Origin of the sequence: Hyphomicrobium sp. (genome assembly GCF_019744875.1) — a bacterium.
Taxonomy (GTDB): Bacteria; Pseudomonadota; Alphaproteobacteria; order Rhizobiales; family Hyphomicrobiaceae; genus Hyphomicrobium_C.
On record NZ_JAIETU010000017.1, the window covers coordinates 86,140 to 98,835 of the forward strand.

The following is a 12,696-nucleotide window of genomic DNA, read 5'->3' on the forward strand; positions in this document are numbered from 1 at the left end:
TCGATCTGAATCACACTAGCAAGCCTATGGTCCTAGTGTCCCTTATGATTCCGAAGTTCGCACTGGGACCTAGCTGCAAACTCGAGCGAACTTCGGAATCGGGACACTAAGAATTATGAACAGCGGGCGCTTCGTCCCTGCGTCGTCCGTTGCGCCGTCGGGGCTTCCGCTCGATGATGCCGCACTGCGGCCAAACCCTGATTCGCCGGATGCCGGAAAGGACATGCCATGAGCTACGAGGCTCCAGTAGACGACATCCTGTTTGCACTCAAGACGGCCACCGATTTTTCCGGCGACCAGCGCGGTCTGGACGAGGATACGCTGCGCGCCGTGCTCGAGGAGGCCGGCAAGTTCGCGGCCGAGGAATTGGCGCCGCTGAACAAGGCGGGCGACAAGACCCCGGCCCGTTGGGTTAACGGCAAGGTGGTTGCCTCTCCCGGCTGGAAGGAGGCCTACGCGGCGTTCCGCGCGGCAGGCTGGAGCGCGCTGCCCTGCCCCGAGGAGTTCGGCGGTCAGGACCTGCCCGAAACGGTCGCGATGGCCGTCTGCGAAATGTGGAATTCGGCCAACCTCGCGTTCGGCCTGTGCCCGCTGCTGACGCAGGGCGCCATCGACGCGCTGCACGTGGGCGGCTCGGAGGAGCTGAAGCAGCTCTATCTGCCCCGCATGATCAGCGGCGACTGGACCGGCACGATGAACCTCACCGAGCCGCACGCAGGATCGGATCTGAGCGTCATCAAGTCCCGCGCCGAGCGCAACGCGGACGGCACCTACCGCATCTTCGGCACCAAGATTTTTATCACCTACGGCGATCACGACCTTACCGAGAACATCGTCCATCTCGTGCTCGCGCGTCTTCCGGATGCGCCGGCCGGCACGCGCGGCATCTCGCTGTTCGTTGTTCCGAAGCGGCTGGTAAACGCCGATGGCACGCTCGGCGCCGAGAACGACGTCGTCTGCGCCGGCCTCGAACACAAGCTCGGCATCCACGGCAGCCCGACCGCCGTGATGAAGTTCGGCGAGAAGGACGGCGCCATCGGTCACCTCGTTGGCGAGGAGAACCGCGGCCTCAACGTCATGTTCATCATGATGAATGCCGCGCGCCTTGCCGTTGGCATCCAGGGCGTCGCGATTGCGGAGCGCGCAACGCAGGTGGCGATCGCCTACGCCAAGGAGCGCCGCCAGGGCCGCACCGTCTCCTCGAAGGAGCCCGGCATGGTCGCGATCGCCGCCCATCCCGACGTGCGCCGGATGCTGCTCACGATGAAATCGCTGACGCGCGCCGCCCGCGCGATCTGCTACGCGACCGCCAGCGAGGCCGATGCCGCGCGCCACGGCGAAACGGAACCCGACCGCCGCGCCGCCGCCGACCGCGCGGCCCTGCTGACGCCCATCGCCAAGGCGTTCTCGACCGACATCGGCTGCGAGGTGGCCTCGCTCGGCATCCAGGTGCACGGCGGCATGGGCTTCATCGAGGAAACCGGCGCGGCGCAATACTATCGCGATGCGCGGATCCTTCCGATCTACGAGGGCACCAACGGCATCCAGGCAATCGACCTGATCACGCGCAAGCTGCCGCTCTCGGGCGGCCATCTGGTCAAGAAGATGATCTCCGAATACGAGACCCTGGCGCGCCGCATCAAAGGCGTCGAACGGCTCGAAATCGGCCGCATGGGCCAGCGTCTGGCGTCGACGGTGGTGGCGCTGACGGAGGCGACCGACTGGATGGTGGAAGCGATCGAGCACACGCCCAATCTCGCTCTAGCAGGCGCCACACCCTATCTGCGATTGTTCGCCCTCACGGCCGGCGGCCACTATCTGGCCAAGGGCGCGATGCAGGCTCTGGAGCAGGGTGGCCCGCACGCCATGGAGTCCGTTGGGCTCGCCCGCTTCTTCGCCGAGAACATTTCGGTGGCGGGGCCGGGGCTGGCGGCCATGGTAATGAGCGGCGGCCAATCGGTCATCGGCGCCCTGCCGGAGTTGACACCGGCGTGACGCGCCGGACCCGGCTGACGAAATTTGATTGGCCTGCGCGGCTGGAGACGGAACGAGGACGATCGATGCGGCGCATGCACGGCCTGGCCGGCCTTCTCATGATCCTCGTCGCCGCGACTGCGCCCTGGATGGCGGATCAGGCGGCTGCCGGCTGGCTGTCGCGCATCGTGCGAGGAGCCGGCGAAACCAGTGGCGGCGCGACCCTCGGCAAGGCCGGCAAGCTGGGACTGGGCCTCGGTGCGCTCGACAATGCGGCAGCCCACGTCGCCGCGCTTCCGAAACTGGGCAAGGGCGCGGCGCTCGCCGCCCACATCACGCCCGAAGGTCATTGGAAGTTCGCCAACCGCGAGGGGCAGGTCTTCACCGCCGCAACGCCGGATGAGCTTGCGCGCGTCGGCGCCACGCTGGCTCCGGAAGCCCAGGCTGGCGAGAAGCTCGCGCTGTACCTGAGCGAAGACACCGTCTTCGCCAACCGCGCCGCGCTGAAAGACCTGCCGGACACCGCCGACCTGCATGTCGTCGTCGACAAGAGCGCCTACCGGCTTCGTCGCGGCGCGACGCTGGCCGACGTGGTCGCCGAGGTTCGCCCGAACATCGCGCTCACCCTCACCGATCGCGCCCTGTTCGAGGAGGCGATCCACCGCCTGGCCCGTCCCCTCAACCGCTCGGATATCCGCGTTCTGGCGCTCGAAACCGGCGGGCCGCGCAACCTGTCGTCCGTCCCCCGTTTCGACCCGGCGACGAAAGCCGCCCTGGTCGACCAGGTCGACCCGTCGGCGCTGGAGAACGCGCTGGCCGGCCTCAAGGGGCAGACAGCCGTCATCTCCGGTCGTGTCGAAGGCGGCACGCTCAAGTTTCGCCCGTCGAAGGGGCCCGAGCAAAGCCTCGATATCGCGGCCCTCGTTCAGTCGGCCGAAGCAGCCGACGTCAATCTCGTCGTCATCGGCGCGGGCGCGTCGCACCAGCCGGGCGGCCGCAACTGGCTCTGGCAGCGCGTCGCGGTCGCCGGTCTCGACGATGCGTTGCAGCGCGCCACGTTCGCCGATTTTCTGGCGTCCCTCGGAGACGGCGCCAGCGAGCTGATGCTCAAGGCGTCTCCCGGCTCGCACGGGCGTGTCGTCCTGTCGGCAACCCCTCAGTCCACGTCCACCTTGCCGCTCGGCGACACGCTCGGCGAATGGATGGGAGAGATTACGGGGCACGTGGCCGTCAAGTCGGTGGAGGTCTTCGCCCGCGACTCCGAGCGGGAGCGTGAGCTGGACAGCCGCATCATCCCGGGCATTCCGAGCGGCATCCAGATTGCCTACCTGAGCGCCGCCGTGCTGGGCGTGCTGAGCCTGCCGGTGCTGCTGCGCTGGTGGTCGCGCATCTGGCCGCAGGAACGCCGGGAGGAGTATGCCGGCCGGGTCGGGTTCTACGCCGCGAAAACGGCGCGGTGGCTCGCGTTCATCATGTTTTTCCTTCCCGCAGCCGGCATTCCGGCGTTCGCCTGGACGTGCCTTCTGATGTTGCGCGACACGATCACCGCGCCCTTCCGCGCCTTGGGCTGGCTTCGCGCCCGTCTCACGCAGCCGCGCGCTTGACCTGTGTGCCAGCCGTCAAATTGCTGGCCACGCGGGTCGCCTTGGCTATCATGGCCTCAACAAAAAACTGAGGAAGCGCTCGAGGCCTTGAAGCATGGCGACACTGCTGCTGACCCATCCCGCGTTCGTCGAACACGACACAGGACGCGGACATCCCGAACGCCCCGATCGCATGCGCGCGATCGACAAGGTCCTCGCCCACGAAAGCTACAACGCCCTTGAGCGCGCCGAAGCGCCCATACGCCTCGACGTGGAGGAAGAGATCCGCCGCGTGCATCCCGCCGATCATCTCGCCAAGATCAAGGGCGCGGCGGAACTGGCGAAGAAGAGCGGCAAGAGCGTCTACATCGACGGCGAGACGGTCATGTCGCTCGGCACGTATGAAGCCGCGATCCGCGCCGTCGGCGCCGGCCTCGAAGCCGTCGACGAGGTCATGAGCGGACGCGTCGCCAACGCCTTCTGCCAGGTCCGCCCGCCGGGCCATCACGCCGAGGCGGATCGCATCATGGGCTTTTGCATGTTCTCGAACGCCGCCATCGCCGCGCACTACGCGCGTGCGCGCCACGGCGCCGAGCGCGTCGCCGTCGTCGATTTCGACGTCCACCACGGCAACGGTACGCAGGACATCTTCTGGTCCGACAAAGACCTGTTCTACGGCTCGACCCACCAGATGCCGCTGTTTCCGGGTACCGGCGAGCTTTCCGAAACCGGCGTCGGTAACATCTGGAACGCCCCCCTGCGGGAAGGCGACACGGGCGAAACGTTCCGCGACGCCTTCACGAACCGCATTCTGGGCCCGTTGCACAATTTCGGCCCCGATCTGATCGTGATCTCGGCCGGCTTCGATGCCCACAAGCGCGATCCCCTCGGCGGCCTTCGCCTTGTGGAAGCGGATTTCATGTGGGCCACCGAACGGCTCGGAAAGGTCGCCGAAACCCACTGCAAGCGCCGCATGGTGTCGATGCTGGAGGGCGGCTACGATCTCGATGCGCTCGCAACTTCGGTCGCCGTGCATGTCCGGACGCTGATGGACATCGGCAGCTAACGGGTTGATTTCATGAGGTGAATGAGTTCGTGCGCGCTGCCGCTCCAGGCACTAGATTCGCCTCAGGGAATCACAAGGCCGAGACGGAATGAACAAACCGCCGAGCAAGAACGCCGACATCAAGGAACTGAGCTTCGAGCGCGCTTTGAAGGAGCTGGAGACCATCGTCAGCCGCCTCGAGCGCGGCGATGTCGAGCTCGAGGAAAGCATCACCATTTATGAGCGCGGCGAAGCTCTGCGCGAGCACTGCGACCGGCTGTTGAAGCAGGCCGAAGCCCGCGTCGAGAAGCTGACTGTCGGCAATGGCGTGCCGCGGGGCCTTGAGCCGCTCGATCCGGAGTAAGAGCGTCCGGGCGTTTGGCTGGAGCGCGGCTAAGCCACGCAGCGCTTCGGCATGGCCCGCGCAGCGCTCATGCCGGCGCGAAGGCGCGCTTCGGATCGGGAGGTTATCCCGTACTGTTCCGCTTGCTGTACGTTCTGCCGCAGCTATCGCCCGTATTTGCCGGACATCCGCCCTTCATCCGCCGCACGTTAGGCGCTAGACTGTCCGGTGAAAAATGTGGCTGCGCGGCTTTGAGCCTGGAATTTCGGCAGCCTCCAGACCCATGGACAATGCCCGATCGTGAGTAAAACTCCGCTTCTCGACAAGATCGTTACGCCTGAGGATCTGCGTCGGCATCCCGAGACCGAGCTTCGTCAGATTGCCGACGAGCTGCGCCATGAAACCATCGAGACCGTCTCGGTAACGGGCGGGCATCTCGGCGCGGGCCTCGGAGTCGTCGAGCTGACGGTGGCGCTCCACTGGGTGTTCGACACGCCGCGCGACCGGCTGATCTGGGACGTCGGCCACCAATCCTATCCGCACAAGATTCTGACCGGCCGTCGCGACCGCATTCGCACGTTGCGCCAGGGCGGCGGTCTGTCCGGCTTCACCAAGCGCGCGGAGAGCGACTACGATCCGTTCGGCGCCGCGCATTCCTCGACATCGATCTCGGCCGGCCTCGGCATGGCGGTCGCGCGCGATCTCAAGGGTGAGCAGAACAACGTCATCTGCGTCATCGGTGATGGCGCCATGAGCGCGGGCATGGCCTACGAGGCGATGAACAACGCCGGTGCCCGCGACGAGCGCCTGATCGTCGTCCTGAACGACAACGACATGTCGATTGCCCCGCCCACGGGCGCGTTCTCGTCCTATCTCGCGCGCGTCACGTCGAGCGGCACGTACCTGCAACTCCGCGACTTCGCCAAGCAGCTTGCCAAGCGGCTGCCGAAGAGCTGGGAGCGCCGCGCCGCGCGCATGGAGGAATACACGCGCCACCTCTGGCAGGGCGGCATGTGGTTTGAGGAGCTGGGCTTCTATTACGTGGGCCCCATCGACGGCCATGATCTCGATCAGCTTCTGCCCGTGCTCAAGAATGTGCGCGAGACCAAGCAGGGCCCGATCCTGGTGCACGTCGTCACGAAGAAGGGCAAGGGCTACGCGCCCGCCGAAGCGTCCGATGACAAGTACCACGGCGTGGCGCGCTTCAACGTCGTGACCGGCGCGCAGGTCAAGCCGAAGCAGAACGCGCCGAGCTACACGCGCGTGTTCGCCGACAGCCTGATCGCCGAAGCCCGCAAGGACAAGCGCATCGTCGCCATCACGGCTGCGATGCCGGACGGCACGGGCCTCGATCTGTTCGGCAAGGAATTCCCCGACCGTACCTTCGATGTCGGCATCGCCGAGCAGCACGCCGTGACGTTTGCCGCCGGCCTCGCCACCGAAGGCCTGAAGCCGTTCTGCGCGCTCTACTCCACGTTCCTCCAGCGTGCCTACGACCAGGTCGTGCACGACGTGGCGATCCAGCGTTTGCCTGTCCGCTTTGCAATTGACCGCGCCGGCCTCGTCGGTGCCGATGGACCGACGCACGCCGGATCGTTCGATCTCGCCTATCTCGGCTGCCTGCCCGACTTCGTCATCATGGCTGCGGCAGATGAGGCCGAGCTCGTGCACATGGTCGCGACGGCCGCCGCAATCGACGACCGCCCGTGCGCGTTCCGCTATCCGCGCGGCGAGGGGCTGGGCCTCGATCGCCCCGCCGAGGGCGTACCCCTTCCCATCGGCAAGGGACGCATCGTGCGCGAAGGCACGACTGTTGCCATTCTCTCGCTCGGCACGCGTCTGGCCGAAGCGATGAAGGCCGCCGACCAGCTGGCCGCCATGGGCCTCTCGGCGACCGTTGCTGACGCGCGCTTCATGAAGCCGCTCGATCGCGAGCTGATCGCGCGTCTCGCCAAGGAGCACGAGGTTCTGATTACCGTCGAGGAAGGCTCGATGGGTGGCTTCGGCGCCCACGTTCTCCACGAGCTGGCGGACTCGGGCGCGCTCGATCGCGGCCTCAAAGTCCGCACCATGGTGCTGCCCGATACGTTCATCGATCACGATGCGCCTGCGCGCATGTACGAGCAGGCGGGCCTCACCGCCTCCGGCATCGTCGGCACCGCGCTCGCAGCCCTCGGGCGCGACGCCCTCGCAAGCCGCGCCTGACCGGTTGCCCGGGCTCTGCCAGGGAGCGCGGCACGGTGGGTGGGCAAATCGCAACGCGGCGGGAAATCCGGATGAAGGTCACAGTCGTGCGGATCCACGGCGATCGCGGCGCCCGCGTCCGATGAGCGCCTCTGACGTCCCCGCGCGATATCGGCCCGACATCGATGGTCTGCGGGCGCTGTCGATCCTTGCCGTCGTTCTGCACCATTTCGACGTGCCGTTTTTCGGCGGCGGCTTCGTTGGCGTCGACGTGTTCTTCGTCATCTCCGGGTATCTCATCACTAGCATCGTGCTGGCCGATATCCGCAAGAACGCGTTCAGCTTCCGCCGCTTTTATGAGCGCCGCGCGCGCCGCCTGCTGCCCACGCTGTCGATTGTCCTTCTCGCGACGTTCGCGCTCGCGGTGGTCGTTCTCACGCCTCAGGACGTCCAGATTTTTTCCAAGAGCATGTTCTACACGCTGATCTTCGCCGCAAATCTGTTCTTCGCCGAGCAGGGCGGTTATTTCAGCGCGTCGCTCGAAAACGCACCCCTGTTGCATACGTGGTCGCTCGCGGTCGAAGAGCAGTTCTACATCGTCTGGCCGATCGTTCTCTTGGCGCTTGCGCGCGTTCTGCCGCGGTGGACGTTGCCCGTGACCGCGGTTCTGATCGCGCTGTCGTTCGGCGCCGCACTGATGCTCGGCGACAGCCACGGTTCGGGAGCGTTTTTCTATCCGCACACGCGCGCCTGGGAGCTTTTGGCGGGATGCAGCCTCGCGATGGGCGTGCCGCAGGCGCGGCGCGGCCTGGCAGAGGGCGCGAGCGCTCTGGGGCTCGGTCTGATCCTGTTCGCGATCTTCTCCTACGACGACCAAACGATTTTTCCAGGTCTGGCGACCGTCGCGCCCGTGCTCGGCGCAGCGCTTGTCATCTGGTCCGGTGCAACTACGGCGACACGCGTGAGCCAGGTGCTGGCGTGGCGGCCGTTCGTGTTCGTGGGCCTCGTCTCGTATGCCTGGTATCTGTGGCATTGGCCGCTGCTCGTGCTGTATCGCTACCGCGTCGAGCGAGCCTTGGACCTATCCGAAACCACCGGCCTGATCCTCCTGTCTTTCGCGCTCGCCGTCGCATCGTGGCGCTTCCTCGAGCAGCCGGTGCGCCACGGCGCATTCTGGAAGCCGCGCCCGTTCGCGGTAGGGGCGGCGTCTGCTTCGGTTGCGATCCTCTTGGGCATGGCCGCGTCCGGCTTCGCCACAGAAGGCTTCATCGCGCGATATCCGGTGGCGATGCAGGAGCTGACGCGCAAACGTCTGGCCAGCCGGGTCGAGGACACGGCGTGTCCGCGTCAGACCGCGGAGGCCCTTGATGCGGGGAGTTTGTGCCGGGTGTGGGACGCGGGTGCAGAAGCCCCATCCGTGCTCTTGTGGGGCGACAGTCACGCCAGCGTATTGCGACCCGTGTTCCGCGACCTTGCGGGTGCCTCGAACGTCTCGGTGACGTACGTCGGAACGCCGGCCTGTCCGCCGCTGATCGGTGTCGGCCGCAATCGGGGCAACGGTGCCGAGGCCTGTGAGAAAGTGAATGCGGCCGTGGCCCGCCTGCTGCAGCAGGGCGGCTTCAGGGATGTCGTGCTCGCCGCGCGATGGAACTACTACGCGCTCGGTCATGACGCCGGAGATCCGGTTGACAGGAGCCACTTCCTCCGCGACGCCCAGACGGTCGAAGCCTCGCTCGAAGAGAACAGGGCCGCGATCACGCGCTCACTCGCTCCCACCATCGCCGCCATTACCGCGTCCGGCGCCCGCGCCTGGATCGTCATGGAGCCGCCGTATGTCGGCTACGACGTACCCAATCGCATGGCGCGCACGATGATGCACAGCGAGCCGCAGGATCGAATGTTCGCAATCGACACTGCAGAGAATGTCAAACGCAGCCAGTTCATCCGCAGCGCCATCGATGGCCTGCCTGTGACAATCCTCGATCCGGCCGATGCGTTATGCGAGGGGCAACGATGCCTGGCTGTCGCTGGCGGAAAGCCGCTCTACTTCGACGACAACCATCTCTCCGTCTACGGCACCGACCGGCTGAAGCGGCTGCTCGGCGAAGTGTTTACGGGAAATCGGGGAACACCGAGCCGATAACGGCCCCAGGAGTGTTCGGCGCGAACTACTGCGCGTGGAGCAGGGCCGCTTACTCGATTGCCGCCAGCACGGCGCCCGCGCACATGGCGGCCATCGCGGCGGCGGCGGGCCTCCCGTAGCGCCCGCCCGCCACGCGGACTTCAGGTGACAGCCGCAGATAGAAATCTCGCGCCAGCGGGCGCACATGGCGGCGCAGCTCCGCGACGCCGCGCCCAACGTGGGTCAGCGCCACGGCGTAGTCGTCGATCGCGACGCCCGTCTCGGAGCGCGCCCACTGGCGCTTATAGCCGTCTGAGGGCGCCAAGAGATCGTACCGCGAAAAGCCCTGATCGAAGGCCCATGCGATGGTGCGGAGCATCTGCTCCTGCCCCGGGCTGAACGCACTGAGGTTCGGGTCGTAGGCGCCGAGGTACGACACGTACGTGTCGCGTTCGCAGAAGCCCACTTCGATTGCGGTGTGCTTGTCGCCGGCGCGCAGCGAGGTCACGACGGCAGTACCCGAAGCGACCGCCGAACGGAGCATCTTTTGCCAGGTGCCGGCGTCGAAAACCGGGCTCGAAATGCCGCGCGCTTGAAGCCACTCGCGCTTCCAGGCGACCGCCGTGTCGAACGCATCCGTCGCTTCCGTACCGAACAGCACGTCGAACGACAGCGGCCCGTGGGCGGCCTCGAGCTTCTGGCGCCGCTGGCGGCGGTTGCGCCGCGTCGGGCTCGAGAACGACGCGTCGTAGGCCGCGAACGTCTTGTAGGCGTTGAGGTCGATGTAGAGCGCCGTCTCGCGCGCGTTCTGGGATTGGCCGTGGACGCCGAGCGCATCGTAGAGGCCGCTGTCCTCGCGGACCTTTCGCAACAGCAGGATGTCGAGACCCACTTTGCTGAGCGCGTTGCACAGCGACGGCATGTCGTCGGGCGAGATCGCCCAGCCGACGGTGTTCGTATATTGCGCCAGCGGATAGACGAGCGGCACGGCCGCGCGCGTTCCGATGATGCGCTCGCGCCGCAGCGGCAGCAGCGTCATCGTCAGGCCGTCTCGGCGGATCGACGCGACCAGCGGCTCTCCGCCTTCGCGGGTGATGGCCTTGGCGGCCTGGCGCACGAGGTCGAATTGTTCGAACGCGCCCGCGCCGCCAACGCGCATGCCGACATCGTGCCACACCGGCTCGAGGGCCAGGATAGCGTCATAGCCCGATACGATTTCGATCTCGCTCATGGCGAAACGGCGGCCTCTGCAACGCGGCGCAAGCTGTGCGGATTTCCGCGCGGACTATCCACCACCAACGGTTGTGATTGCGTTAAATGAGGCCTCAATCGAGGCTTGCGACGGTCCCGTCGGGGCGAATCCCGAGTTGGGGCGCGATGCGGGCGATCACGCGCCCGGCAGTCGGCGCGGCGTTGCGGCCGGCCAGCACTTCGCCCGCCGTATCCGCGGTGCCCTTCGGCTCGAATATCAGGATCAGCACGAGGTACTTCGGTGCGTCCATCGGGAACGCAGCCAGGAACGACGAGACGACCGCCTTTTCCTGGTAGCCGCCGCGTCCTGGCATTTCCGCCGTTCCCGTTTTTCCGCCGACGCGGAAGCCGGGCACGTCGGCCCTCCGCCCCGTGCCGCCCTGCTCGGCGACATTCCGCCGGAGCAGTACGCCCATCGCCCGGCTCGTGTCCGCGCTGATGACGCGGCGGCCTGCCTCCGGAGGCGGCGCGCGCCCGCTCAGGTAGGTGGGCGTGACGGTGGTGCCGCCGTTGAGGAGGGCGGCGGTCGCGGCAGCAAACTGGATCGGCGCAACGGCGATGCCATGCCCGTAGGAAACGGTGATCTGCTCGACGCGTCCGAACTTCGGCGGCAACTGGGGCGCGGCCACGGGGCCGACCTCGGTGCGCATCGGGCTCATCAGTCCGAGCGACTCGAGAAACGCTTTCTGCCGCTCGGGCCCTTCACCGAGCGCGAGCAGGCCCGCGCCCACGTTCGAGGAGTGGAGGAACACTTCCGACACGGTGAGCGGCCGCCCCGACGCGTGCAGATCCTTGATGGTGAAGCGCCCCGCGGTGAGCGGCTGCGTCACGTCGATGACGGTGTCGGGCTTGACCCGCCCGCCGTCGAGCGCCATCGCAACGGTCTGGATCTTGAAGATCGACCCGAGCTCGTAGGTCGCCCCCTGGATCTTATCGAGGCGGCTCGGGTCGAGAATTTCACCGGAACGTGCGGGATCGACGCCGGGCAGAGACGCGGCCGCCAGCATCTCGCCGGTGCGCACGTCCATCACGAGCCCAGCCACGCCTTTCGCCTCGTACCGCCCCATGGCCGCGGTGAGTTCGTCTTCGAGCGTGTGCTGCACGCCGAGGTCGATGGTCAGACGGACGGGCATTCCCGTTCTGGGCGTGCCGCCGTGCGCAGGTTCGACGCCCACGGTTTCGTCGATGGTGCGCTCGATGCCGCCCGAGCCGCGATTGTCGATGTTGACGGACCCGAGCAGATGCCCCGCCAGCCGTTCGAGCGGGTAGGCGCGCCTGAGCTCGGTGCGGAAATCGAGCCCGGGCAGACCGAGATTGTGGATGTCCTGTGCGACCTTGGGCGGAAGCCCGCGGCGCAGCCAGATGAAGCGGCGGTTGCGATCGGAAAGCGTGCGGCGCAGGTCTCCGGCATTGAGCTCCGGTAACGCCAGCGACAGGCGCTCGGCGACATCGTCGACGCCGCGCACGAGCAGCGGGTCCGCATAGAGCGACGGCATCTCGATGTCGGTCGCGAGCAGCCGTCCGGCACGGTCCACGATGTCGGGCCGCGCGAAGCTCTTGGCCATCGGCTCGGTCAGGCTGGCGACGATTTCCGGACGCGGCGTTGCGGCCAGCCGCACGAGCTGGCCCGCCACCGCGACGAACATGAAGCCGATGCCGACGATGACGAGGCGCGTTCTGGGTTTCGCGACGGCGCGGCGGTTGACGTCAGCGCGATGCGGCTGTGCGGAGGGCGCGCCGGATTGACGGCCGCGCCGCCATGTGCCGCGCCAGCTCGCCTTCTGATCTCCGCCGCTCCTCCCCTTCGCGCCGCTCATGTCTGCCCCCGAGCGCCTTTAGAATTCCATCAGTCTTCCGAATGGAAGACCGACGAACGATCCGCCAGGGCCGCCATGGCTCTAGCGAGAGATGGTTCCGGTCTGGATCGTCGCGCCCGGCACGGTCTCGACGATCTGTCCGTCCGCAGGTGGCGCCAGCCCCTGTGCGCGCGCCAACGGCTCGATGCGCGCCGGTCGCAGAAGATGCGCCCGCTCCGCCTTGAGCACGGCGATATCGGAGCGCGCCTGATCGGCCTGGCGCTGCTGCTGGGCCACGCGCGCCTCGAGCTGCTTTGTCTCGTAGGAGAGCCCATACAGCAGGAACGCGCTCGAAATCGCGAGGAACGCGGCTGAGACGGTGACCGGATGCATGAACG

The 12,696-nt window shown here is 66.9% G+C and carries 9 protein-coding genes; 6 read left to right on the plus strand and 3 right to left on the minus strand.

The genetic code is table 11. The annotated features are described in order from the left end of the window. Positions 1–228: 228 nt before the first annotated feature. The 6 genes from K2Y42_RS20080 (at position 229) to K2Y42_RS20105 (ending at position 9,272) form a co-directional block, all read left to right on the plus strand. A complete protein-coding gene (locus tag K2Y42_RS20080) occupies positions 229–1,995 on the plus strand; it encodes an acyl-CoA dehydrogenase (RefSeq protein ID WP_291156207.1) in 1,767 nt (588 codons plus the stop codon). A gap of 65 nt (positions 1,996–2,060) precedes the next feature. Next, positions 2,061–3,578: a hypothetical protein gene (locus tag K2Y42_RS20085; protein WP_291156209.1), complete on the plus strand. Its 1,518-nt coding sequence runs from the start codon at positions 2,061–2,063 to the stop codon at positions 3,576–3,578. 94 nt (positions 3,579–3,672) lie between these two features. After that, positions 3,673–4,623 (plus strand): histone deacetylase family protein, encoded by a 951-nt coding sequence (locus K2Y42_RS20090; RefSeq protein WP_291156212.1) that lies wholly within the window; start codon positions 3,673–3,675, stop codon positions 4,621–4,623. An 88-nt stretch (positions 4,624–4,711) separates the two neighbouring features. Further along, the gene (locus tag K2Y42_RS20095) at positions 4,712–4,966 is read left to right on the plus strand and encodes an exodeoxyribonuclease VII small subunit (RefSeq protein ID WP_291156214.1); all 255 of its coding nucleotides are present in this window, start codon (positions 4,712–4,714) and stop codon (positions 4,964–4,966) included. A gap of 279 nt (positions 4,967–5,245) precedes the next feature. Next, a complete protein-coding gene (gene dxs, locus K2Y42_RS20100) occupies positions 5,246–7,150 on the plus strand; it encodes a 1-deoxy-D-xylulose-5-phosphate synthase (RefSeq protein WP_291156217.1) in 1,905 nt (634 codons plus the stop codon). Between the two features lie 121 nt (positions 7,151–7,271). After that, a complete protein-coding gene (locus K2Y42_RS20105) occupies positions 7,272–9,272 on the plus strand; it encodes an acyltransferase family protein (RefSeq protein WP_291156219.1) in 2,001 nt (666 codons plus the stop codon). A 49-nt stretch (positions 9,273–9,321) separates the two neighbouring features. On the opposite strand, the gene K2Y42_RS20110 is transcribed toward K2Y42_RS20105, so the two are convergent. The 3 genes from K2Y42_RS20110 to ftsL all read right to left on the minus strand — a co-directional run bounded on the left by K2Y42_RS20110 (position 9,322) and on the right by ftsL (position 12,691). Then, positions 9,322–10,482 (minus strand): GNAT family N-acetyltransferase, encoded by a 1,161-nt coding sequence (locus K2Y42_RS20110; protein ID WP_291156221.1) that lies wholly within the window; start codon positions 10,480–10,482, stop codon positions 9,322–9,324. Between the two features lie 94 nt (positions 10,483–10,576). After that, on the minus strand, positions 10,577–12,319 hold the full coding sequence (locus K2Y42_RS20115) for a penicillin-binding protein 2 (RefSeq protein WP_291156223.1): 1,743 nt from the start codon (positions 12,317–12,319) through the stop codon (positions 10,577–10,579). An 81-nt stretch (positions 12,320–12,400) separates the two neighbouring features. Then, a complete protein-coding gene (gene ftsL / locus K2Y42_RS20120) occupies positions 12,401–12,691 on the minus strand; it encodes a cell division protein FtsL (protein WP_291156225.1) in 291 nt (96 codons plus the stop codon). Between the last annotated feature and the right edge of the window lie 5 nt (positions 12,692–12,696).

Coding starts and splice junctions, on each gene's coding strand:
- K2Y42_RS20080 (WP_291156207.1), top strand. CDS start 229: ATGAGCTACGAGGCTCCAGTAGACGACATCCTGTTTGCACTCAAGACG.
- K2Y42_RS20085 (WP_291156209.1), top strand. CDS start 2,061: ATGCGGCGCATGCACGGCCTGGCCGGCCTTCTCATGATCCTCGTCGCC.
- K2Y42_RS20090 (WP_291156212.1), top strand. CDS start 3,673: ATGGCGACACTGCTGCTGACCCATCCCGCGTTCGTCGAACACGACACA.
- K2Y42_RS20095 (WP_291156214.1), top strand. CDS start 4,712: ATGAACAAACCGCCGAGCAAGAACGCCGACATCAAGGAACTGAGCTTC.
- K2Y42_RS20105 (WP_291156219.1), top strand. CDS start 7,272: ATGAGCGCCTCTGACGTCCCCGCGCGATATCGGCCCGACATCGATGGT.
- K2Y42_RS20110 (WP_291156221.1), bottom strand. CDS start 10,482: ATGAGCGAGATCGAAATCGTATCGGGCTATGACGCTATCCTGGCCCTC.
- K2Y42_RS20115 (WP_291156223.1), bottom strand. CDS start 12,319: ATGAGCGGCGCGAAGGGGAGGAGCGGCGGAGATCAGAAGGCGAGCTGG.
- ftsL (WP_291156225.1), bottom strand. CDS start 12,691: ATGCATCCGGTCACCGTCTCAGCCGCGTTCCTCGCGATTTCGAGCGCG.